The organism is Allocoprococcus similis (assembly GCF_054660775.1).
The window spans coordinates 1-23,493 of the sequence record NZ_BAAHSG010000001.1 but is presented as its reverse complement, the minus strand read 5'-3'; the positions used below and the strand labels follow the sequence as shown (position 1 = coordinate 23,493).

Here is a 23,493-nt window from a genome sequence, read left to right as displayed (position 1 = left end):
TGATAGTATGTCTTTTTCTGGAAATATTAAAGAAGAAATATCGCGCCAGTTAAGTCCTGCAAGGCATTGCCAGATTGCAGAACTTGCAGCGATCATCAGCATGTGCGGGGCTGTCATGATCGACAGCAGAGGTCATGCGGCACTTAAGATTCATACGGAAAATCTGGCAGTTGCAAGAAAAAGCTTTACTTTATTGAGAAGAACGTTTAATATAGTGGTTGATATCGCTATTCGGGTGAACCGGGAAAAAGGCAGCAGCTACTATTATATAGTTGTAAAAAAACACGAAGATGCTGTCAGGGTTCTTCAGGCGGCAAAGCTGATCAATCCTTATGGAGAGGTGGAAGAAGAGCTTTCTGTAGTAAAGAATGTCGTGATTCAGGAGACTTGCTGTAAGCGGGCTTTCCTGCGAGGCGTTTTTCTTGCATCAGGATCCATGAGCGACCCGGAGAAATCCTATCATTTTGAAATTGTCTGTGCGTCGATGGGAAAAGCACAGCAGATTCAGAAGATAATGAGATGCTTTGCTTTGGACGCAAAGATTGTATCAAGGAAGAAATCATTTGTGGTTTATCTGAAAGAAGGAGCTCAGATCGTGGATGTGCTGAATGTGATGGAGGCACATCAGTCACTGATGGAGCTGGAGAATATCCGCATATTGAAAGATATGAGGAATACGGTGAACCGAAAAGTGAACTGCGAGACTGCGAATATCAATAAAACGGTTTCCGCTGCTGTAAAGCAGATCGAAGATATAAGGTATATTGAGGAAACAAAAGGACTCGATAAGCTGCCGGAAGGATTGAAGGACATGGCCCTTACAAGACTTACATATCCGGAGGCATCTTTAAAAGAGTTAGGCGCACTTCTGCAAAATCCGGTAGGCAAGTCCGGAGTGAACCACAGATTGCGCAAGTTAAGTGAAATGGCGGAAGAGATAAGGGCTAAGCAAGGAGGAACATTATGATCAAAAAACCTGTTAAGATTCAATTGTCCGAGGGATTAGACGCCAGACCGATTGCACTTCTTGTTCAGGAAGCTAGTCAGTATTCAAGTTCGGTGTATATCGAAGTTGACCAGAAGCAAGTCAATGCAAAGAGCATTATGGGGATGATGAGTCTGACACTGCTGCCGGGAGAGGAAATCACCGTTGTTGCGAACGGAACAGATGAAAAGGAAGCAGCAGCTGGTATCGAAAGGTTTCTTGTGAACGTTAAGAACAGATAATTGCATAAAACTTTGAAGAGTCTGCCAAAAGCAGGCTCTTTATGCTATAATGCATGTATCCGTAAGGAGCTGTGGGGACAAGGCCTTACAGAGAAAAGAACAGATAACAGGAGGACGGACGTATGAAAAAAGCATTGTTTATTTATAATCCGAATGCAGGAAAGGGACTTTTAAAACCGAAGCTTTCTGATATTATTGACATTATTGTAAAAGCAGGATATGAAGTGGTTGTATATCCGACGCAGAAATATAAAGACGCTTATTATAAAGTAAAGACATTTACAGAGGAGTATGACCGTGTGATCTGCAGTGGTGGTGACGGAACACTTGATGAGGTCGTAACCGGAATGATGAAGAGAGAAAAAAAGATTCCGATCGGCTACATACCGACAGGAACGACCAACGACTTTGCAAGCAGTCTCCATATCCCGAAGAATCTTCTCCAGGCGGCAAGTACAGCAGCAGGGGGAACAGAATTCCCTTGTGATATCGGACGGTTTAACGGAGATGTGTTCGTATACATTGCAGCATTCGGACTCTTCACGGATGTATCTTATGAGACAAAGCAGGAAATGAAGAATGTTCTGGGACATCTGGCATATGTGCTGGAAGGAGCAACCAGAATTTTTGATATCCCGTCATATAAATTAAAAGTGACACATGACGGTGAAACGATCGAGGACGAATTTATTTATGGTATGGTGACGAATTCCAGATCTGTAGGCGGTTTCCGTAATATGATCGGGAAGAATGTAGTCTTTGATGACGGAGAATTTGAGGTTACCCTGATCCGGACACCGAAGAACCCGATCGCGCTTCAGGAGATCATCGGGGCACTTCTGAGCAGCCAGATCAATACGAAGCACATTTATTCATTTAAGACAGGTGAGATCCATTTTGAATCAGTGGAAGAGATCCCGTGGACGCTGGATGGAGAGTTCGGTGGGGAGCATGACAGCGTCTGCATCAAGAATGCGAAGCAGGCACTTAAAATCGTAGTTCCGGAAGAGGAGCAGTAAAAAAGCAATAAAAAATAAAAAAAAGGCTTGTCAAATGAAAAGAAGTACGCTATACTAAGCAAGTGAGTTAGCAAGACGGCTAATGAACGTACATCTGGCCCCCTGGTCAAGCGGTCAAGACGCGACCCTCTCACGGTCGAATCAGGGGTTCGATTCCCCTGGGGGTCAGCCTATAAAAGCCTTTAACAGAGAAGTGGAGGAATACAAAATGTTAGTTTCAGCAACAGAAATGTTAAAAAAAGCAAAAGCAGGTCATTACGCAGTAGGACAGTTTAATATCAACGATCTTGAATGGACCAAAGCAGTTCTGACTGCAGCTGAGGAATTAAGATCACCGGTTATTCTTGGTGTGTCTGAAGGTGCAGGAAAATACATGGCTGGATACAGAACAGTTGTAGGAATGGTAAATGGAATGATCAAAGAAATGGACATTTCAGTTCCGGTTGCACTTCATCTTGATCATGGTAGCTATGAAGGCTGCCTGAAATGTATAGATGCAGGATTCTCATCAGTTATGTTTGACGGATCTCATTATCCGATCGAAGAAAACATTGAGAAGACTACAGAACTTGTTAAACTTTGCCATGGAAAAGGACTTTCTATCGAGGCGGAAGTTGGTTCTATCGGTGGAGAAGAAGACGGTGTTGTTGGAATGGGCGAATGCGCAGATCCTAAGGAATGCAAGATGATCGCAGACCTTGGTGTTGATTTCCTTGCAGCAGGTATCGGTAACATCCATGGGAAATATCCGGAAAACTGGAAAGGACTCAGTTTTGAGACTCTTGCAGCAGTTCAGGAGCTCACAGGAGAACTTCCGCTCGTACTTCACGGAGGTACAGGAATTCCGGATGATATGATTAAGAAAGCAATTGACCTTGGAGTTTCTAAGATCAATGTTAATACAGAATGTCAGCTGGTATTCGCAGAAGCTACCCGCAAATACATTGAAGCAGGAAAAGATCTTGAAGGAAAAGGATACGATCCACGTAAACTTCTGAAACCGGGTGCAGATGCAATCGTTGAAAAAGTAAAAGAGAAAATGATTCTGTTCGGTTCTGACGGAAAAGCTGAATAGTCTGATTTTTGATAATATCATGGACAAAGGCGTCCGAAGAAAACGGTATAAAAGGAGTTTTGCGTAAGTGCAAGACTCCTTTATTTGAATCAAAAAACGACCGTTTTGTATGAGTAGTAGAAAATGAGTAGTAGAAAAGAGAGGTACATGGGATGAGCGAATGGATTAGTGTAGCAGAAATATTTGGAGAAAACGTCTTCAATGATGCTGTTATGCAGGAAAGACTTCCAAAGAAGACTTACAAAGAGCTGAAAAAGACGATCGAAGAAGGTAAAGAGCTTCAGGCTGCAACAGCAGACGTTATTGCACATGAGATGAAAGAGTGGGCGATTGAAAAGGGTGCCACTCATTATTCGCACTGGTTCCAGCCTCTTACAGGAGCAACAGCTGAAAAGCATGATTCGTTTATTTCAGCACCGAAGTCAGATGGAAAGATTCTGATGGAGTTTTCGGGAAAAGAGCTGATCAAAGGAGAACCGGATGCATCTTCCTTCCCGTCAGGAGGACTGCGTTCCACATTTGAAGCAAGAGGTTATACAGCGTGGGATTGTACATCCCCTGCATTTGTAAAGAAAAACCCGGATGGAAAAGGAACGATCCTTTATATCCCGACAGCGTTCTGTTCTTACACAGGAGAAGCATTGGATCAGAAGACACCGCTTCTTCGTTCAATGGAAGCAATTAACAAGCAGTCTATTCGTCTGCTCCGTTTGTTTGGAAATACAACTTCTAAGAAGGTTACACCTTCTGTTGGAATTGAGCAGGAATATTTCCTGGTAGACAGAGATAAATATCTTAAGAGAAAAGACCTTGTATTTACAGGACGTACTTTATTCGGTGCAAACCCTCCGAAGGGACAGGAGCTGGACGATCATTACTTTGGTGCGATCCGCGAGAGAATCGCAGCATTTATGACCGATGTTAATGAAGAGCTCTGGAAGATGGGGGTATCTGCAAAGACACAGCACAACGAAGTAGCGCCTGGTCAGCATGAACTTGCACCAATCTATGCACAGTGCAACGTAGCAGTTGACCATAATCAGCTGATTATGGAGACGCTGAAGAAAGTGGCATATCGTCATAACCTTCACTGCCTGCTTCATGAGAAGCCGTTTGAAGGTGTAAATGGTTCCGGAAAGCATAACAACTGGTCGCTGGTTACAGATGATGGGATCAACATTCTGGATCCGGGAAAGACACCTCATGATAATATTCAGTTCCTTCTGGTTCTGACCTGTATTCTCCGTGCAGTAGACCTGCATGCAGACCTGCTCCGTGAATCTGCTTCTGACGTAGGAAACGATCACAGACTTGGAGCAAATGAAGCACCGCCGGCAATTATTTCCGCATACCTCGGAGAACAGCTTGAAGACGTGCTTGCACAGCTTATTGATACCGGAGAAGCTGCACACAGCTTAAAAGGCGGCAAATTACATACCGGTGTAAGTACGCTCCCGGATTTTGCAAAGGATGCAACTGACAGAAACCGTACTTCACCATTCGCATTTACAGGAAATAAATTTGAATTCCGTATGGTAGGATCCAGAGACTCGGTGGCAGCACCGAACGTAGTATTAAATACAATCGTGGCTGAGTCCTTCTCTGATGCCTGCGATGTACTCGAAAAAGCAGAAGATTTTGATCTTGCAGTCCATGATCTGATCAAGGAATATGCATCCAAACATCAGAGAATCGTATTCAATGGCAACGGATATTCTGATGAGTGGGTGAAGGAAGCCGAAAGAAGAGGACTTCCGAATATTAAGACCATGGTAGAGTCTATTGAATGCCTGACATATGACAATGCGGTTGAAATGTTTGAAAAATTCGATGTATTCAGCCGTGCAGAACTGGAATCCCGTGCAGAGATCAAATATGAGGCATACTCAAAGGCAATCAACATTGAAGCACGTTCCATGATCGATATCGCAAGCAAGCATATTATCCCGGCTGTGATCCAGTATGTAACTTCGCTGGCTAATTCGATCAACCAGGTAAAACAGGCATGCACTGCAGCATATACAGGCGTACAGGAAGAGCTTCTTGTACAGTCGGCTGATCTTTTGAAAGACACAAAAGAAGCACTCAGAGCACTGGAAACTGTTGTGGCAGAAGTACCGGAGACAGAAGGAAAAGAACAGGCATTCTTCTTCATGCAGAAAGTTGTACCGGCAATGGAAGCTTTAAGAAAACCAGTGGATGAACTGGAAATGATCGTCAACAAGAATATGTGGCCGATGCCTTCTTATGGAGATCTGCTGTTCGAGGTCTAAGAAGTGACTGGTATAAATGTTGAAAAAGAAGTTGAAAACTCATGAAGTTTTGTGAAAATATACACAAATTAAAAAATTGGTCTTGAAATTTGAAAGAAAAAAGAGTATCGTAAATGTATCTTAAATAACAGAGATCACAATGAACGAGGAAGTTCCACAAAGTGGAGCTTCCTCGTTTTTTTGCGTTAGAGAAAGGAAGGTAATTATGAGTAGTGAATGGTTAAGCGTGGCAGAAATTTTTGGCGAAGATGTTTTTAACGATGCAGTAATGCAGGAGAGACTTCCGAAAAAAGTATACAAAAAATTAAAACAGACAATTGAAGAAGGAAAAGAGCTGGATCTTGAGACTGCAGATGTAATTGCGCATGAGATGAAAGAATGGGCAATCGAAAAAGGTGCAACCCATTATACACACTGGTTCCAGCCACTGACAGGAGTTACTGCTGAAAAGCATGATTCCTTCATCTCAGCTCCTCTTCCAAGCGGAAAGGTTCTGATGAGCTTTTCAGGAAAAGAACTGATCAAAGGAGAGCCGGATGCTTCTTCTTTCCCGTCAGGAGGACTTCGTGCTACATTTGAAGCAAGAGGATATACAGCATGGGATTGTACATCACCGGCATTTGTAAGAAAAGATGCAGCCGGAGCAATCCTTTGCATCCCGACAGCATTCTGCTCTTACACAGGTGAGGCGCTGGATGAAAAAACACCGCTTCTCAGATCTATGGAAGCAATCAACAAAGAATCCATCAGACTGCTTCGTCTGTTCGGAAATACAACATCAAAGAAAGTAACACCTTCTGTAGGACCGGAGCAGGAATACTTCCTTGTAGATGCAAAGAAATTCTTACAGAGAAAAGACCTTATTTACACAGGACGTACACTTTTCGGAGCAATGCCACCGAAAGGACAGGAGCTTGACGATCACTACTTTGGAACAATCCGTCAGAGAGTTGCTTCTTACATGAAAGATGTCAACGAAGAATTATGGAAACTTGGTGTTGCAGCTAAGACACAGCACAACGAAGTGGCACCGGCACAGCACGAACTCGCACCGATCTATGCAGAGGCCAATATTGCAGTAGATCACAACCAGATCATCATGAAGACATTGAAAAAGGTAGCATGCGAGCATGGACTGAAATGTCTGCTTCACGAGAAACCGTTTGCAGGAGTCAACGGATCAGGTAAACATAACAACTGGTCAATCACAACAGATGACGGAATCAATATGCTGGATCCAGGAAAGACACCTCATGAAAATGTACAGTTCCTTCTGGTACTGGCATGTATCCTGAAAGCCGTTGATGTACACGCAGACCTGCTTCGTGAATCGGCTGCCGATCCGGGAAATGACCATAGACTTGGAGCAAACGAAGCACCGCCGGCAATCATCTCTATCTTCCTTGGTGAACAGCTTCAGGACGTTGTAGAACAGCTCCTCAGCACAGGTGAGGCAACACACAGCCTGAATGGTGGAAAGCTGGAAACAGGCGTAACAACCCTTCCGGATCTTACAAAGGATGCAACCGACAGAAACAGAACTTCACCATTTGCATTTACCGGAAATAAATTTGAATTCCGTATGGTAGGTTCCCGCGATTCCATTGCAGGACCAAACGTAGTACTGAATACAATCGTAGCAGAGGCATTTGCAGAGGCATGCGATGTCCTGGAAAAAGCAGATGATTTTGATACAGCTGTACACAGCCTGATCAAAGAATATCTGACAGATCATCAGAGAATTATCTTCAACGGCAACGGATATTCTGATGAATGGGTAGCTGAAGCAGAAAAGAGAGGACTTCCGAACATCAAGTCCATGGTAGAAGCAATCCCGGCACTGACGACTGAAAAAGCGGTAGATCTGTTCGGAAAATTTGGTGTATTTACCAAGGCAGAGCTGGAATCCCGTGCAGAGATCAAATATGAGAACTATGCAAAGGCAATCAATATCGAAGCAAAGGCTATGATCGATATTGCTGCAAAACAGATCATTCCTGCAGTTGTAAAATATACAAAAGAGCTTGCAGATACGGTTCTTGCAGTAAAAGAAGCCGGAGCAGATGCATCTGTACAGGCAGAAATGCTCGCTGACATTTCAGGACTTCTGACAGAAACAAAGGCTGCCCTTAAGAAACTGGAAGCAGTCACAGAAGAAGCAGCAGGAAAAGAAGAAGGAAAAGTACAGTCTGAATTCTATCACTTCAGTGTAGTTCCGGCTATGGAAGGACTCCGTACACCGGTAGACGAACTGGAAATGATCGTGGATAAAGAAGTATGGCCAATGCCTTCTTACGGAGATCTTTTATTTGAAGTTTAGAAAATACATATAAAATACTTATAGAAATTTAAGGACCTTAGACTTGGAAAGAAGCAGAAATTATGCTACTCTAAGTCTGAGGTTCTTTTCTGTATCCGGAAATGTATTTCCGGATATAGAAAGTCTTCGGCGGGATGTGCACTGTGATACAGGGAAGATGTCGCAGGCAACGATCACAGGCGCGGGAATGTGCCAAGGCACATTTTTGTATCGGAATATAATTATAAACAATGAAATGATGAGAATAGAGGAGAAAGAAAGATGACGAAAGCAGAGTTCCTTGAAAAACTGAGAATTGAACTTTCTTCCGGTGTGACACCACAGGTGTTGCAGGAGAATCTGAACTACTATAGTCAGTATATTGATGATGAGATCAGAAAAGGAAGAACGGAGAGTGAGGTACTGGCGGAACTTGGAGATCCGTGGATTCTTGCGAAAACGATCGTGGATGCGCAGGGAGAAGAAAGTGTAGAAGATGTGATCTATGATTCGGATGGAAGGACCTACAGAGACAACAGCAGCACAGAAGGAAGCAGCAATATCCATGTGTGGAGCCTGGATAGCTGGTGGAAGAAACTTCTGCTGATTCTTGTGGTTGTGGCTGTGATCGTTGTGATCTTTGCGGTGATAAGCGGGATTGTAAGCCTGATCGCACCGGTACTGATCCCTCTTCTGGTGATCATACTGCTGGTCAGAATGCTGAGAAGGCGATGGTAATTAAAAAAGCCGGAGGTATAAGATTCTTCTGCAATGGAAAGAAGCTTATGTCTCCGGCTTTTTGGTTATATGTTCTATATGTTAGGTTCAAGTACATGAAAAGAATCTGTCTATATAACGTTAAACGCCCGATAGGGGAGCTATCGAGCGTTTGAGGGGAGTATAAATAATTAATAAGGGGTTGTAGAAAATAAATCTCTACACGACAAAGTATAATATAAACCGATTTGAAAATCAAGAAAAAAATAAAAATGTATAAAAATACGAAAAGGATAGATACTATGTTTGTACAAAAAAAATGTCAGGAGGAATTATCAATGGCAAAAAATTATAATGCTTCAGAAAACAGTACAAACAAAAATTCATATGGATCCAACAAGAATGCGTATGATGAAAATGCATCCGGCAAGAACCAGTCAAATAAAAATTCAGGCAATAAAAATGCATCCGGCAAGAATATGACTAACCGGAATGCAAAGAATGCATATGAATCAGATCGTAATGCATATGACAGCTCAAAGTCCTGCCATAACGAAAGTGACAAGTATTAAAAAGTGCAAAACAGTTAAGAGGGGAAAAGCAGCGGAATCCAAACCGCTGCTTTTTCGCGAGCTACGCCCCTTGACAAAAGGCAGACAGAAAACGTAATATAGTTTATAACAGATTGTGGAGTAGAGAAAGGAATAAGAATGGAAAAGATGGAGCTGATAGCACCCTGCCATTTCGGAATGGAAGCTGTTCTGAAGCGGGAAGTGCTGGATTTAGGATATGAGATATCAACAGTAGAAGACGGAAGAGTATGCTTCTGGGGAGATGCACAGGCGATTTGCGATGCGAACGTGTTCCTACGGACAGCAGAGAGAATCCTTCTTAAGGTTGGTTCATTTAAAGCAGAGACATTTGATGAATTATTTGAGAAAACAAGAGTACTTCCGTGGGAGAATTATATTCCGAAGAACGGAAAGTTCTGGGTGACGAAGGCTGCATCTGTAAAGAGTAAACTGTTCAGCCCGTCAGATATTCAGTCGATCATGAAAAAAGCTATGGTAGAAAGGCTGAGACGGATCTACGGGATAGAATGGTTCCAGGAGGATGGACCGGCTTACCCGATCCGTGTATTTCTGATGAAAGATATCGTGACGATCGGAATTGATACCTCCGGCGTATCGTTACATAAGAGAGGTTATCGTCAGATGACCGTAAAGGCACCGATCACAGAGACACTGGCATCCGCACTGATCATGCTGACACCGTGGCACAAGGACCGGATCCTGGTAGACCCTTTCTGCGGAAGTGGAACATTTCCAATTGAAGCGGCTATGATGGCAGCCAATATTGCACCGGGTATGAACCGTTCCTTTACAGCAGAAGAATGGGTGAACCTGATTCCGAAAAAAGCATGGTATGATGCGATGGATGAGGCAAATGATGTGATCGACCGGGAGGTACAGGTTGATATTCAGGGATATGACCTGAATCCGGAGGCAGTAAAAGCAGCAAGGCAGAATGCCAAAGATGCAGGCGTTGACCATCTGATCCATTTTCAGGAAAGAGCAGTAAAGGACTTAAGCCACCCGAAGAAGTATGGTTTTATCATTACCAATCCGCCGTATGGCGAGCGACTGGAGGATAAAAAGGATCTGCCGCAGTTATACAGAGAATTTGGTGAGAGTTTTAAAAAGCTGGACAGCTGGTCTGCATATATGATCACCAGTTACGAGGATGCAGAGCGTTATTTCGGAAGAAAAGCAGATAAGAACCGGAAGATATATAACGGTATGCTGAAGACCTATTTCTATCAGTTCTTAGGTCCGAAGCCACCGAAACGCCCAAGAGAACCAAGACAGTAAGAGAAAGAAGAATTTACAGATGAAAATTATTTTTGCAACGGGTAATAAGAATAAAATGACAGAGATCCGTCAGATCCTGCAGGATCTGGGGATGGAGATCCTTTCTATGAAGGAAGCGGGGATTGACATTGATATCGTAGAGGATGGAAAGTCCTTTGAGGAAAATGCGATGATCAAAGCCTCAGCGATCGCAGAGCTGCCGGAAGTGAAGGCAATGGATGCGATTGTACTGGCAGATGATTCCGGACTGGAAATCGATTATCTGAATAAAGAGCCGGGAATCTATTCTGCACGTTATGCAGGAACCGATACTTCGTATGATATCAAGAACAGTCTCCTGCTTTCAAGAATGAAGGGCGTACCGGATAATCAGCGTACAGCAAGGTTTGTCTGTGCGGTGGCAGCAGTATTCCCGAACGGGGACAAAGAGGTTGTCCGTGGAACGATGGAAGGATGTATTGGTTACGAAATCGCCGGAGCAAATGGATTTGGCTATGATCCGATCTTTTTCCTGCCGGAATACGGTTGCACCTCGGCAGAGCTTGCACCGGAAAAGAAGAATGAACTCAGCCACAGAGGAGAAGCACTTCGGATGATGAGACAGATCATGGAGAAAAAGTTATGAGAGTATTGATCATTAGTGATACACATGGAAGACATACTGCATTTGACCGGGCAATCATGGAAGCTGGAAAGATCGATTATCTGGTTCATCTCGGGGATACAGAGGGTGGAGAAGACTATATTGAGGCATTCTGTGGATGCCCGGCATATATCCTGGCAGGGAACAATGATTTCTTTTCGCAAAATCTTCGTGAGATGGAGATCTATTTTGGCAAGAAAAAAGCATTTATGGCACATGGACACCAGTATTCCGTGTCTCTTGGTGTAGAGCGGATCCTGGATGAGGGAAGATCGAGAAATGCAGATATCGTGATGTTTGGGCACACACACAGACCGTATCTGAAAAAGTTTGGGGATATTACAGTGCTGAATCCGGGCAGTCTGTCATTTCCACGGCAGGAAGGCAGAAAAGGCAGTTATATCATTATGGAGATGGATCAGGACGGGAATACAGAGTTTTCGATTCATTATCTGGATTAGAGTAGGTGGCACGTATTTCTGCTGAAAAAAGGGCAAAAATGCGTGTCTTTTACAAGAAAAAGAAAAATAAAAATTTCTTTAAAAAAATTTAAAAAACATGTTGACTTTTTGAAAACCTTGTAATATAATAATTTTTGTCGTCACGGAGATGACAAACAGATAAACAACGGGGTGTGGCTCAGCTTGGCTAGAGCGCCTGGTTTGGGACCAGGAGGTCGCAGGTTCGAATCCTGTCACCCCGATGTGATCTGCGGGTGTAGTTCAATGGTAGAACACCAGCCTTCCAAGCTGGATACGTGGGTTCGATTCCCATCACCCGCTTACACTGAGGATTCAGTGCTGTGTGTTTGTAGCTCAGTTGGATAGAGCAACGGCCTTCTAAGCCGTGGGTCGGGGGTTCGAATCCCTCCAAGCACGTTTATATGGTGGGTATAGCGCAGTTGGTTAGCGCGCCAGATTGTGGCTCTGGAGGCCCAGGGTTCGAATCCCTGTATCCACCCTTTAATCTATAATATTTGAAAGAAATGGCAAGCAGAAATGCTCGCATTTTTTTTATGATAGACATTGTAAGAGTGGATATCATAAAAGTCTCCGGCAGGATATGAGAGCTTTGGCAGATTACAGGATGCCATAAGTTAAGCGATTGTCGCAGGCGCGGGAATGTGCCATGGCGCATTCTATGTTAAGACATAAAGATAATGGGCCATCGCCAAGCGGTAAGGCACAGGACTTTGACTCCTGCACTCGCTGGTTCGAATCCAGCTGGCCCAGTTACGGGCGTGTAGCTCAGGTGGTAGAGCACTTGACTTTTAATCAAGTTGTCCGGGGTTCGAATCCCCGCACGCTCACTTATTTAGTCCCATGGTTTTCTGTGGGACTAAAAAAATGCGGATGTGGCGGAACTGGCAGACGCGCTAGACTTAGGATCTAGTCTCTACGAGGTGCAGGTTCAAGTCCTGTCATCCGCATTTAGTTAAATATAACAAAATCAATTATATATAGAAGTAATAGAGGAACCTTTACCCCAAAAGGTTTCTTTTTTTTATAGGAACTTCCTATGAAAAAAGGCACTGCGTGCCGGAGATGCGCANNATGCGCACTCGCACGAAGAAGAAGAAAAGAAGAAGCAGTATTCAGATTTCTCTGTTGAAAATATCCGGATCGAGATCGTCTCTTTTACAGATTCCAACTATATGTTAATATAATCATATGAAGATGTTGGGGTCAAAAGGTATTTTGACTCCTTTGATACCAGATTGCTACGTGCTTTGCACTCTCGCAATCCTCAAAAACAGGTGAAAAAGAAACCGGAGAAAAAAGTATGGATAAATGATAAACGGTGAGTACCGCTTTTATTGATCACATTACGACAATAAATACATGTAACAGGGAAATTTTAACAAAGTAAGAGGGACGAAAGAATGAAAATATTAAGTGTCACAGCCCAGAAGCCGGACAGTACCGGAAGCGGCATCTATCTGACGGAACTGGTCAGAGGATTTGAAAAAAAGGGAATCACCCAGTCAGTGATCGCGGGAGTTACAAAAGCTGATCAGGTATGTCTTCCGGAGGGGGTAAGCTTTTATCCGGTATATTTTGAATCGGAGCAGTTACCGTATCCGATCACGGGAATGTCGGACGAGATGCCGTATCCGAGTACCAGGTATTCAGACCTGACAGAGGAGATGACGGAAACGTTCCGGAAAGCATTTGGCGAGGTACTGAAAAAAGCAGTGGAGGAGCTGGATCCGGACGTGATCCTGTGTCACCATCTGTATCTCCTTACAGCGATCGTAAGAGAACTGTTTCCTGATAAAAAGGTATATGGAGTATCCCATGGATCCGACCTGCGGCAGATCCGCAAGACAGAACAGAACCGGGAATATATTTTACAGAGAATTCCTGCGCTGGATGGGATTTTTGCATTGCATGAAGAGCAGAAAGAGATGATCTGTGGAATTTACGGGGAGCAGATCAGAGAGAAGATATGGGTGATCGGAACCGGCTATAACAGTGATGTTTTCCGGCAGAATATATTCCGGCAGGAGACGGGGGCTTTACAGGGAGAAGAAAAAGAGCTGAGATTAATCTTTGCCGGAAAGATCTCAGAGAAAAAGGGTGTGAAAAGTCTGATCCGTTCGCTGAATTATCTGAAGGATTCCGGTCTTGTTATTTCTCTGGAACTGGCAGGAGGCGCCGGAGATGAGGGCGAGTATCAGGAGATCCGGGAGCTTGCCGAAAAGTGTCCGTTTGCAGTTACCTTTGCCGGGAAGATCACACAGCAGGAGCTGGCGAAGAAGATGAATCGGAGTGATGTCTTTGTACTGCCTTCTTTTTATGAAGGTCTTCCGCTTGTGATCATTGAGGCGCTGGCATGTGGTACCTATGTGATCTGTACAGATCTTCCGGGGATCAGGAACTGGATCGATCAGAATCTTCCGGATAATGGTGTGGTTTTTGTAGAGCCGCCAAGAAGAGTGAATGAAGATGAACCTGTGGAAGAAGAACTTCCGGTATTTGAAAAGAAACTTGCCGGGGCCATCGAAGGGATCGCAAAAGCTCCTGGATCAAAGCCGGAGAAGGAGTATCTGGAGCAGATTTCGTGGGACGGACTTTGTGCGTGTCTTATGCAGGTATTTGAGCAATAGAGTGTTTATCGGAAAACCCTATAATTGAATTTCTGCATGTAAATTATCAATTATTTTTTTGTAAAACAACATGTTAAAATGAAGAAAAGAGAAATGAAAAGGCATTTTAACAGGAGGTTATGCCAGATGATAATTGATATGCATATGCATGAGATGCGTTATTCGGGGGACAGCTTTTTAAGATTGGAGAATATGGTAGAGATCGCAAAGCGCAGAGGACTTGATGGAATCTGTATTACGGATCATGACAGTATGGGACTGAAGGAATTTGCGGCAGAGTATTCGGAGAAAACAGGATTTCCGATTTTTGTCGGAATTGAATTTTATTCCCTGCAGGGAGACATTGTAGCATTTGGAATTGAGGATTATCCCAAAGAGAGAATCCCGGCACAGGAGTTTGTAGATCTGGTACAGGCACAGGGGGGGATGTGTTTCAGTGCCCATCCATTCCGCAATAATAACAGGGGACTGGAAGAGAACCTGAAGATTGTAAAGGGACTTGATGGAATCGAAGTGCTGAACGGCAGCACGCTTTACGAGGCAAATCGAAAGGCGGCAGAATATGCGGCTGAGCTTGGACTTGCAACAGTTGGATCAAGTGATTGCCATGTGCCGGAGAAGCTGGGACTTTATGCAACGTATTTTCCAAGAGAGATCCGTTCGGTACAGGAACTGATCCGGAGTGTAAAACGATGCGAGACTCTTCCGGTGTATTATAAAGAGGGTGGATATTATCTCTGGGATATGAAAAATCCGATTGATGCGCCGTTTCACATTTACGAGCAGGAACAGATGGTGTGTGCCGGTTAACGTAAAAAATGAGAACAGATATGAAAAAATTAAACGCTTTTTTTATTGAAAGTGTGTTATTTCCATAGTATTATTAAGAGTGGAAATTAAGAGGGCTGGAATGTAATATTTCCAGCTTTCTTATTTAACAGAAGATTCCGAAGGAACTTCCTGTTAAATAAAAGGCACTACGTGCCGGAGTATACTTTGAGGATTGCGAGAATGCAAAGCACGTAGCAATCTGGTATCAAAGGGGTCAAAATACCTTTTGCCCCAACATATTTTCAATCACCAATTACAAGGAGGAACTAACATGAAAGACGTAGTAATTTCAGATGCAGTAAAATATATCGGAGCTGATGATAAGGATCTGGATCTTTTCGAGAGCCAGTACATCATTCCGAACGGAGTATCTTATAACTCTTATGTGATCCTGGATGAGAAGATCGCTGTTATGGATACCATTGATACAAGAAAGACAGATGAATGGAAAGAGAATCTGGAGAGAGTACTGGATGGAAGAACACCGGATTATCTGGTCGTATCTCATCTGGAACCGGATCATGCCGGAAGTATCAAAGAATTTGCAGACAAATACCCGGAAGCAAAGATCGTGGCAAGTGCAAAAGCTATTGCAATGCTTCCACAGTTCTTTGAAATTGCAGATCTGACAGACCGTGCAGTTGCGGTAAAAGAAGGCGAAGAGCTTTCCCTCGGAAGTCATACCCTTCAGTTCTTTATGGCTCCGATGGTTCACTGGCCGGAGGTTATGGTCGAATACGAAAAGTCTGAGAAGATTCTGTTCTCGGCAGACGGATTTGGAAAATTCGGTGCTCTGGATGCAGATGAAGACTGGGCATGTGAAGCAAGAAGATACTATTTCAATATTGTAGGAAAATACGGTGCACAGGTACAGGCTCTTCTGAAAAAAGCAGCGACTCTGGACATTCAGACAATCTGCCCGCTTCACGGACCGATCCTGAAGGAAGATCTGGGATACTATATTGGAAAATATATGACATGGAGCAGCTATGAACCGGAAGATGACGGGGTACTGGTTGCTTATGCATCGATCCATGGCAATACAAAGGAAGCAGCAGAGAAGATGAAAGAGATCCTGGAAGATAAAGGTGCAAAGAAGGTAGCAATTACCGACCTTTCAAGAGATGATATGGCAGAAGCGATCGAGGATGCATTCCGCTATGACAAGCTGGTTCTTGCAGCAGCTTCTTATGATGCAAGTGTGTTCCCATGCATGGAGACATTCTTGAACAAACTGACCAATAAAAACTACCAGAACCGTAAGATCGCAATTATCGAGAATGGTTCCTGGGCTCCGACAGCAGCACGTGTGATGAAGAGCTATGTAGAGAAAATGAAGAAGATCACACTCTGCGAAAAGACGGTTACGATCAAATCTACAATGAAAGACGCAGATGTAACTGCAATGGAAGAACTTGCAGATGAACTTCTTGCGTAAGAAATGGATAGAATGAGATGATAAAGTTAAAAGAGACTACAATGAAGAAAACCTGGGTGGTATGTCTTCTGGCAATGGTCTGCTGTGCATTATGGGGAAGTGCATTTCCCTGCATTAAGGTTGGATACCGGCTGTTTCAGATTGATTCAGCCGATACTGCCGCACAGATCCTGTTTGCAGGCTGCCGTTTTACGATCGCAGGAATTATGGTTATTCTGTTTGGATCAATCCTGCAGGGGCGTTTTCTGAAACCGGGGAAGGGAGATCTTCCGAGAATCGGCAAAATCTGTCTTTTACAGACGGTGATCCAGTATTTTTTCTTTTATGTGGGACTTGCACATACGACCGGAGTCAAAGGATCGATCGTTGAGGCATCCAATGTATTTCTTGCAATCCTTGTTTCAAGCCTGATCTTTCATCAGGAGAAACTGGATCAGAAAAAAGTGATCGGATGTATCGTCGGATTTGCAGGGGTGGTTCTGATCAATCTGAGCGGAAGCAATGTGGATATGAGCTTTAATCTGACCGGAGATGGATTTATTTTTATCTCTGCGATCGCTTATGCATTATCTTCTGTACTGATCAAGAAGTATTCGGACAAATCTGATCCGGTGATGTTAAGCGGATATCAGTTTACAGCAGGCGGGCTCGTGATGATTCTGATCGGATTCTTGATGGGTGGAAGAATCCATACGGCAAGTATGCCGGCAATGATTCTTCTGATCTATATGGCACTGATTTCTGCAGTTGCATATACGCTGTGGGGGATCCTTTTGAAATACAATCCGGTATCCAAGGTATCGATTTTTGGATTTACAAATCCGGTATTCGGGGTGATCCTTTCAGCGATTATTTTGCGTGAGGGAAATGTATTCGGAATGAAAGACCTGATTGCGCTGGTGCTGGTTTCCATCGGAATCCTGATTGTCAACTGGGCGAAGCCGGTGGGAGAAAAAGGAATGAACTAAGATGGAACCTGTTTTAAAGAAGGACACCTGTAGCTGATCCCGATTTTTGAACAGGAAAAGAAATAACAGGAGGCAGGTTATGGCAAATACAGCGAGCTGTTGTGACACCTGTACATTTTATATTTACGATGATGAATATGAATGTTACACGTGTGACAGAGACCTGGATGAGGATGAGATGATGCGGTTTCTGACGGATCAGCATTATCAGTGTCCTTACTACAGATCTGGAGATGAATACAGAGTCGTCAGAAAACAGATGTAAATTGTAGATGAGGGAATAGAAGTATAAAAAACGCAGAATTTTGTAATGCGTCAGGTAATAGAGGAATTTGTACTTGTTCCAAGAGGAGAAGCTGCGGAGCGGATAAATGGAACAATGAAGCTAAGTGAGACAGCGGCATTTATTTATGAACATCTGGAGGAGGTTATAAAGGTGAGAGATAAAAAGACAAATACAGTAGATGAGCAGGACAATCCGCTTGGATATGAAAAGGAATCAAAACTACTGGTCGGATTTGCGATTCCGTGTATTATTTCTATGCTGGTGACAGCTCTTTATAATATTGTAGACCAGATTTTCATTGGTCAGGGTGTGGGAATGCTTGGAAATGCGGCAACGAATATTGCATTTCCGCTTTCCACTTCCTGTACGGCGATTTCTCTGTTGCTTGGAATCGGCAGTGCGACCAATTTTTCTTTGAAGCTTGGTGCCGGAGAAGAAAAAGAGTCTGCAGAATATGCGGGGAACGGGATTTGTCTGATGGTGATCTTTGGAATCGCACTTTTTGCGGTGACTACGTTATTTTTAACTCCAATGCTGAAATTTTTTGGGGCAACATCAGAAGTACTTCCATATGCACAGGAATATACACGGATCACGGCGATTGGCTTTCCGTTTCTGATCGCAAATACAGGAATGAGTAAGCTGATTCTTGCGGATGGAAGTCCGCGGTATTCGATGACATCCATGCTGGCAGGCGCTATTGTCAATACGGTCCTTGACCCGATTTTTATTTTCGGTCTGCATATGGGAATGCGTGGGGCAGCACTTGCGACGATCATCGGACAGATTGTTTCTTTTTGTATCAGTTTGCGGTATATGTTCCATTTTAAAACGATCCGACTCACAAAAGACAGCTTTCATATGACTGGCAGATATATCCGGAATATTTTCAAATTCGGTGCGAGTGCGTGCTTTAACCAGATCGCGATGACGATCGTGCAGATCGTGCTGAATAATACCCTGGCACATTACGGTGCGCAGTCTGTGTATGGCGGTGATATTCCGCTTGCATGTGCGGGGATCATTACCAAGGTAAATATGATCTTCATGTCGTTCGTTATTGGAATTTCCCAGGGAATCCAGCCAATCATCGGATTCAACTATGGCGCAGAAAAATATGACCGGGTGCGGAAAAGCTACCTGCTTGCACTTGGAACCGCAACCGTTCTTTCAGGAATTGCATTCTTCTGTTTCCAAGTATTCCCGAGACAGATCATCAGTGTATTTGGATCAGGAAGTGAACTGTATTTCAAGTTTTCAGAGCGGTATTTCCGGATCTATATGTTCCTTACGATCGTAAATGGAATTCAGCCGGTCACATCAAACTTTTTCAACTCCATCGGGAAGTCTCAGCTGGGTGTGTTTATGTCCCTGACAAGGCAGATTATCTTTTTACTCCCGCTGATTGTAATTTTCCCATTGTTTATGGGAATTGACGGGGTTATGTATGCAGGACCAATTGCAGATGCGGCAGCAGCAATCGTCTGCGGATATTTCATGGTGAGGGAGCTTAAGGAACTTTCCGCGATGGATAAGAAGAAAAAAGAAGAAAGTGCAGTGCTGAGCTGATGAGAAAGACGGTTCTTTTATGGGAACTGTCTTTTTTATTAACAGGGAATAGGTTGGGATTGATTCAGAAAAGAATTTTGTATATACTGATTAGTGAAAAAAAGAAATGAGATGATGATGTGAACATAGTGATTGTAATTCCGGTCTTCCGTCCGGATGGAAGACTGAAAATGTGTATCGAAAGATTATTAAGACAGAGTGTGATGCCGGATCGTATATTACTGAATGTACTTTATGAGAACCCGGTAGACAGGGAAATTCCCGAAGTTTATATGGATGAAAGGATCGAGGTCAGATATACGCCAAGGGAGGAATATGACCGGGCAGGAAGCAGAGATACGATCCTGCGGGAGCTGGATTCGGATATTGTGATTTTCATGGTACAGACGGCGATACCGCAGAACCGGTATCTGATAGAGAAGCTGACGGAACCATTTAAAGAGGAGAGGACGGCGGTCGTGTATGGACGGCATATGACAGATGAGGAATGCAGTCCGATCGAGTGCTGTGTGAGACAGTTTAACTATCCGCCGAAAGGCATGACAAAGTCTCTGGAAGATGCCGGAAAGCTTGGGATCCGGACATTTTTTAATTCCAATGTCTGTGCGGCATACCGAAGAAGAGCATATCTGGAGACAGAAGGTTTTGGAAAACGGATGATTGCCGGAGAGGATATGCTTGCGGCGAGAAGACTTCTGGAAAAGGGCTGGCAGGCAGTTTATGCGCCGGAAGCTGAAGTGATTTATTACCGGAACGATGATTTGCACGGGCTCTGGAAACGCAACTTTGACATTGGGGTTGCACACGCAGAGCATCCGGAGATGATCGAAAATACAAAACTGGGTAAAGAAGGAGTGCGGCTGGTACGTGTAACCTCGGCGCTGCTTAGACAGAATCATATGGAGGAATACCTGGGCGAAGTGCTGACACGCAGCATTGTTCGTTATCTGGCATACCAGCTTGGAAGAAACTACGAACGATTACCGGAGGGAGTTGTCCGGAAATGTTCGGCTAATAAAGAATACTGGGAGAGAAAATAATGGGATATTTTTATTTTGCAAGACATGGACAGACTGTATGGAATGTGGAAAATAAAATCTGTGGCGCGACCGATATCGAACTGACAGAACTCGGACATCAGCAGGCAATGGAGCTTGGGAAAAAGATAAAAGAAGAGGGCGTGAAGATCGATGAGATTCTGTATTCGCCGCTGGTACGTGCGAAAGAGACGGCACGTCATATTTCGGAAATGACAGGGATTCCGATGCGTGAGGAGATGCGCCTGAAGGAGCAGAATTTTGGAAAATATGAATCTACACCGAGAAATGGTGAGGAATTCAAAAAGGCAAAACAGAATTTTATCAGTCATTTTGAAGGTGGCGAGACCATGCTGCATTTGTGCCAGAGGATTTACAATCTTCTGGATGATATCCGGGAAGAGGCGGATGACAAGGTGTATCTGCTGGTTGCACACAATGGGATTTCCAGAGTGATCCAGTCGTATTTTTATGATATGACGAACGAAGAGTTTGCGGCGTTTGGAATTAAGAACTGTGAATTGAGGAAATTTGAATTTCCGGAATAGGAGAAGGGTATGAAATTACTGATCAGGCAGAGAGTCTTTTCGTGGACAGATTCTTATGATGTGTATGATGAAAATGGAAATGCAAAATATTTTGTAAAAGCAGAGTTTCTGTCGATCGGACACCGGCTGCATGTATATGATATGGCAGGGAACGAACTTGGATTGATAAAAGAAAAAGTTCTGTCCTTACTTCCGGTGTTTGAAATTGAAGTGAATGGACAGACACTTGGACGGATTGAAAAGCGTTTTACATTATTCAGACCAAAGTATGATGTGGATTTTAACGGGTGGCATGTAGAGGGGGACTTCATGGGATGGAACTATGATATCTATGAAGCATGCAGTCCTGTGGTACATATTACAAAAGAATTACTTCATTGGGGAGATACTTATGTGCTGGATTTTGCAAATCCGACAGATGAATTACTGGGACTTCTTCTTGTAATTACGATTGATGCGGCGAATTGCAGTCAAAATAATTGATGTAATTTAATGAAATGTAAAAAAGTCAAAAAAAATATAAAAAAACACTTGCCAAACCGATTGGTATGTGATAAGATTCTTTTTGTTGACGCGGAAGTGTCGGAATGGCAGACGAGCTAGATTCAGGTTCTAGTGCTCGCAAGGGCGTGTGGGTTCAAGTCCCATCTTCCGCATAATAAAAGAAACCTCAGGTGATTCACCTGAGGTTTTCTTTTATTGTACCGAAGCGATCCCTGAACCCAGGGTTCAGGTCTTCGCTCCGCTACGGTCGGCGCAAAGCACTCGTCCACCGGACGAGTTGCGCCCCCTCTTTCGCATAATAAAAGAAACCTCGGATGATTAGCCACGGGCTAATAAGGCAGTATTTAAGAAATTATGGTGTAATCCCTATAGCGGGGTTACACCTTTTTCTTTATTTAAGCGGATTTTTCCGCATTTTTCTGTTTTACTCTTTCCATTGTATCAATAAGCTGCTGTTCTGTCGGAATGTCAAATAATCCGACCGCCGTAAAGTAAATATCCACTTTAACATTGTTGTGAGAATGCTTTTTCTCATTGTTGTGAATTTCTATACGCTCAATAAGTTTGTTTACAACGGTTGGAGTAAGTTCTTTCATCTCTGTAAATTCCATAAGTCCCTGATAGAGCATCTTCATATCGACAGTCTGTTTTTGAAGTTCAATAAGCGTTTTTTCATTTTCCTCAACCTCCGATATAAGTCGCTTTTGCTCAGCTTCGTATTCATTTGCCATACGGGAATAACGCTCATCGGATAACTTACCGAGGATATTATCCTCATAAATTCTTGAGAATAACTTGTCCAAATCGGATATTCTTTGCTTTGCACTTTTTGTTTTGTGCCAAGAGAGCGTTCGGTGTCATAGACCACCGTATCTGGGAAATGCTTTGGAAATGGGCTAAGAGGAGACACCCTAACAAAGGAAAACACTGGATAGTGGATAAATACTGGCGAACTTACAAAGGAAGAAAATGGGCGTTCATGACAGACAACCATATCTTATACCTCATGATGGATACTCCGATTGTCCGTATTGGACAAATGTCATTAGGAAAGAATCCGTTTCTTGATAAAGAATATTTTGAAAACAGAGCCAGAAAACATCGCTACAATATGAAAAAAGCGAGATGTTCTAATAGAGCCGCGCAGATTAATTATTATGCGTTATAGATGCGTGAGCGGAATGCGGTGAAAGCTGCACGTTCCGTTCTTTGGGGAGGAAGAAACTGAAAGGTATCTCCCTTACCCGACATCTGTTCTTGCCAAAGATGTAGATGAAAATGAGCAGACGCTCAGCAGCATGACGATTACAGGAAATAACAAGCTTGATATGAGTGATCCGACCAATATCACAGTTACTGTAGAAAAACAGGTAGGATCCTTAAAAACAGTATTAAGACTTGCAGGAACCAATCTGGATGCAACGAAGACAGAAGTACACGCAATTGATGAAAACGGAGTAATCTGGCCGGTTTATCATATTCTGGAATGCGATGGCTCATGGAGATTCGTTGGAATTGATGGTGTAAATAAAAACGGAGTAATTTGAGACGGAAACAGTCAGTTTGTTGAAATCCTCCCACCTCGTTATGCAGGAACAAATAAGACATATACGATCCAGGTAGCGTTAGACGGAGTACATTTCCTCGACAGCCCGACAGTTACGTTAACTGTCGATAATAGTCAGGTAAAAGGTCAGGAAGATGAATGGGTAGAATGTGGAAAAGATGATATTATTAATATCACTGCAAAATATATCGATCAGAAGACCGGAAAATCCGGAAAAACCTTCAAATCCGGAAACTCCTTCAAATCCAGAGAATCCATCAAAACCAGCTGATAAGTCAAGTACAACCAAGCCAGCTGATTTGGGAAAAGGAACTGGAACTGTACAGAATACTTCAACAACTGCACAGAGTAATACTGTGAAAACAGGTGATGAAGCACCGATAGTTCCGTATACAGCTGTAGCAGGAATTTCATTACTTGGAATTGTGACAGCTCTTTTCAAAAGAAAAAAAGAAGATAAATAAGAAACATCATGTAGTTTAACTGATGGTATAAGGGGATGTGAAAAAACT

Annotated in this window: 24 protein-coding genes and 9 tRNA genes; 31 read left to right on the top strand and 2 right to left on the bottom strand. The window is 43.3% G+C overall.

Annotated elements, in window-relative coordinates; translation table 11 throughout:
* The first annotated feature begins 7 nt into the window (after window positions 1-7).
* The 29 genes from whiA to ACYQ5K_RS00025 all read left to right on the top strand — a co-directional run bounded on the left by whiA (window position 8) and on the right by ACYQ5K_RS00025 (window position 21,566).
* The gene (gene whiA / locus ACYQ5K_RS00165) at window positions 8-967 is read left to right on the top strand and encodes a DNA-binding protein WhiA (RefSeq protein WP_173687341.1); all 960 of its coding nucleotides are present in this window, start codon (window positions 8-10) and stop codon (window positions 965-967) included.
* Window positions 964-1,227 (top strand): HPr family phosphocarrier protein, encoded by a 264-nt coding sequence (locus ACYQ5K_RS00160; RefSeq protein ID WP_117558570.1) that lies wholly within the window; start codon window positions 964-966, stop codon window positions 1,225-1,227. The genes whiA and ACYQ5K_RS00160 overlap by 4 nt, the downstream gene beginning before the upstream one ends.
* Window positions 1,228-1,349: 122 nt before the next feature.
* Complete coding sequence (locus tag ACYQ5K_RS00155; protein ID WP_173687342.1) at window positions 1,350-2,246, top strand: diacylglycerol/lipid kinase family protein; 897 nt, start codon at window positions 1,350-1,352, stop codon at window positions 2,244-2,246.
* Window positions 2,247-2,342: 96 nt separating this feature from the next.
* Window positions 2,343-2,414, top strand: a tRNA-Glu gene (locus ACYQ5K_RS00150).
* A 40-nt stretch (window positions 2,415-2,454) separates the two neighbouring features.
* Window positions 2,455-3,321 (top strand): class II fructose-1,6-bisphosphate aldolase, encoded by an 867-nt coding sequence (fba, locus tag ACYQ5K_RS00145; RefSeq protein ID WP_173687343.1) that lies wholly within the window; start codon window positions 2,455-2,457, stop codon window positions 3,319-3,321.
* 152 nt (window positions 3,322-3,473) lie between these two features.
* Window positions 3,474-5,594, top strand: a complete 2,121-nt coding sequence (locus ACYQ5K_RS00140; RefSeq protein ID WP_173687344.1) for a glutamine synthetase III family protein — start codon at window positions 3,474-3,476, stop codon at window positions 5,592-5,594.
* 205 nt (window positions 5,595-5,799) lie between these two features.
* Window positions 5,800-7,914, top strand: a complete 2,115-nt coding sequence (locus ACYQ5K_RS00135; protein ID WP_173687345.1) for a glutamine synthetase III family protein — start codon at window positions 5,800-5,802, stop codon at window positions 7,912-7,914.
* 261 nt (window positions 7,915-8,175) lie between these two features.
* Window positions 8,176-8,631, top strand: coding sequence for a DUF1700 domain-containing protein (locus tag ACYQ5K_RS00130; RefSeq protein ID WP_173687346.1), 456 nt, complete (start codon window positions 8,176-8,178; stop codon window positions 8,629-8,631).
* A gap of 317 nt (window positions 8,632-8,948) precedes the next feature.
* Window positions 8,949-9,182 (top strand): hypothetical protein, encoded by a 234-nt coding sequence (locus ACYQ5K_RS00125; protein WP_173687347.1) that lies wholly within the window; start codon window positions 8,949-8,951, stop codon window positions 9,180-9,182.
* A 138-nt stretch (window positions 9,183-9,320) separates the two neighbouring features.
* A complete protein-coding gene (locus ACYQ5K_RS00120) occupies window positions 9,321-10,481 on the top strand; it encodes a THUMP domain-containing class I SAM-dependent RNA methyltransferase (RefSeq protein ID WP_173687348.1) in 1,161 nt (386 codons plus the stop codon).
* 19 nt (window positions 10,482-10,500) lie between these two features.
* Window positions 10,501-11,106 (top strand): RdgB/HAM1 family non-canonical purine NTP pyrophosphatase, encoded by a 606-nt coding sequence (gene rdgB / locus ACYQ5K_RS00115; protein ID WP_173687349.1) that lies wholly within the window; start codon window positions 10,501-10,503, stop codon window positions 11,104-11,106.
* The gene (locus ACYQ5K_RS00110; RefSeq protein ID WP_459777149.1) at window positions 11,103-11,585 is read left to right on the top strand and encodes a metallophosphoesterase family protein; all 483 of its coding nucleotides are present in this window, start codon (window positions 11,103-11,105) and stop codon (window positions 11,583-11,585) included. Before rdgB ends, ACYQ5K_RS00110 begins: the two co-directional genes overlap by 4 nt.
* A 167-nt stretch (window positions 11,586-11,752) precedes the next feature.
* Window positions 11,753-11,827: transfer RNA gene (locus ACYQ5K_RS00105), tRNA-Pro, on the top strand.
* 8 nt (window positions 11,828-11,835) lie between these two features.
* Window positions 11,836-11,906, top strand: a tRNA-Gly gene (locus tag ACYQ5K_RS00100).
* Window positions 11,907-11,928: 22 nt separating this feature from the next.
* Window positions 11,929-12,002: transfer RNA gene (locus ACYQ5K_RS00095), tRNA-Arg, on the top strand.
* Between the two features lie 8 nt (window positions 12,003-12,010).
* Window positions 12,011-12,084 (top strand) — tRNA-His (locus ACYQ5K_RS00090).
* 200 nt (window positions 12,085-12,284) lie between these two features.
* A tRNA-Gln gene (locus ACYQ5K_RS00085) sits at window positions 12,285-12,356 on the top strand.
* Window positions 12,357-12,360: 4 nt separating this feature from the next.
* Window positions 12,361-12,433: transfer RNA gene (locus ACYQ5K_RS00080), tRNA-Lys, on the top strand.
* Between the two features lie 39 nt (window positions 12,434-12,472).
* Window positions 12,473-12,553: transfer RNA gene (locus tag ACYQ5K_RS00075), tRNA-Leu, on the top strand.
* 453 nt (window positions 12,554-13,006) lie between these two features.
* Window positions 13,007-14,233 carry a glycosyltransferase family 4 protein gene (locus ACYQ5K_RS00070; RefSeq protein WP_459777148.1) on the top strand — a complete coding sequence of 409 codons (1,227 nt, stop codon included), beginning with the start codon at window positions 13,007-13,009 and terminating at the stop codon, window positions 14,231-14,233.
* A 126-nt stretch (window positions 14,234-14,359) separates the two neighbouring features.
* Window positions 14,360-15,043, top strand: a complete 684-nt coding sequence (locus tag ACYQ5K_RS00065; RefSeq protein WP_022220161.1) for a PHP domain-containing protein — start codon at window positions 14,360-14,362, stop codon at window positions 15,041-15,043.
* Between the two features lie 292 nt (window positions 15,044-15,335).
* The gene (locus ACYQ5K_RS00060; protein ID WP_173687352.1) at window positions 15,336-16,502 is read left to right on the top strand and encodes an FprA family A-type flavoprotein; all 1,167 of its coding nucleotides are present in this window, start codon (window positions 15,336-15,338) and stop codon (window positions 16,500-16,502) included.
* Window positions 16,503-16,519: 17 nt separating this feature from the next.
* Entirely contained in the window at window positions 16,520-17,470 is a 951-nt protein-coding gene (locus tag ACYQ5K_RS00055; protein ID WP_173687353.1) for a DMT family transporter, read from the top strand.
* Between the two features lie 79 nt (window positions 17,471-17,549).
* A complete protein-coding gene (locus ACYQ5K_RS00050; protein ID WP_008372704.1) occupies window positions 17,550-17,735 on the top strand; it encodes a DUF6472 family protein in 186 nt (61 codons plus the stop codon).
* Between the two features lie 45 nt (window positions 17,736-17,780).
* Window positions 17,781-19,325 (top strand): MATE family efflux transporter, encoded by a 1,545-nt coding sequence (locus ACYQ5K_RS00045; protein WP_243868732.1) that lies wholly within the window; start codon window positions 17,781-17,783, stop codon window positions 19,323-19,325.
* Between the two features lie 119 nt (window positions 19,326-19,444).
* Window positions 19,445-20,365 (top strand): glycosyltransferase, encoded by a 921-nt coding sequence (locus ACYQ5K_RS00040; RefSeq protein WP_173687354.1) that lies wholly within the window; start codon window positions 19,445-19,447, stop codon window positions 20,363-20,365.
* Entirely contained in the window at window positions 20,365-20,910 is a 546-nt protein-coding gene (locus ACYQ5K_RS00035) for a histidine phosphatase family protein (protein WP_055261755.1), read from the top strand. The genes ACYQ5K_RS00040 and ACYQ5K_RS00035 overlap by 1 nt, the downstream gene beginning before the upstream one ends.
* Window positions 20,911-20,919: 9 nt before the next feature.
* Window positions 20,920-21,393, top strand: coding sequence for an LURP-one-related/scramblase family protein (locus ACYQ5K_RS00030; RefSeq protein ID WP_173687355.1), 474 nt, complete (start codon window positions 20,920-20,922; stop codon window positions 21,391-21,393).
* Window positions 21,394-21,483: 90 nt separating this feature from the next.
* Window positions 21,484-21,566: transfer RNA gene (locus ACYQ5K_RS00025), tRNA-Leu, on the top strand.
* 243 nt (window positions 21,567-21,809) lie between these two features.
* Here the strand turns inward: ACYQ5K_RS00025 and ACYQ5K_RS00020 are convergent.
* Window positions 21,810-22,217, bottom strand: a complete 408-nt coding sequence (locus ACYQ5K_RS00020; RefSeq protein ID WP_459777147.1) for a DUF4368 domain-containing protein — start codon at window positions 22,215-22,217, stop codon at window positions 21,810-21,812.
* Here ACYQ5K_RS00020 and ACYQ5K_RS00015 point away from each other — a divergent pair.
* Window positions 22,139-22,582: a group II intron maturase-specific domain-containing protein gene (locus ACYQ5K_RS00015; RefSeq protein WP_459777146.1), complete on the top strand. Its 444-nt coding sequence runs from the start codon at window positions 22,139-22,141 to the stop codon at window positions 22,580-22,582. The genes ACYQ5K_RS00020 and ACYQ5K_RS00015 overlap by 79 nt on opposite strands.
* A gap of 130 nt (window positions 22,583-22,712) precedes the next feature.
* On the top strand, window positions 22,713-22,961 hold the full coding sequence (locus ACYQ5K_RS00010) for a hypothetical protein (RefSeq protein WP_459777145.1): 249 nt from the start codon (window positions 22,713-22,715) through the stop codon (window positions 22,959-22,961).
* 117 nt (window positions 22,962-23,078) lie between these two features.
* On the opposite strand, the gene ACYQ5K_RS00005 is transcribed toward ACYQ5K_RS00010, so the two are convergent.
* Window positions 23,079-23,493: hypothetical protein (locus ACYQ5K_RS00005; RefSeq protein WP_459777144.1), on the bottom strand; the 415-nt coding region annotated here is incomplete at its 5' end.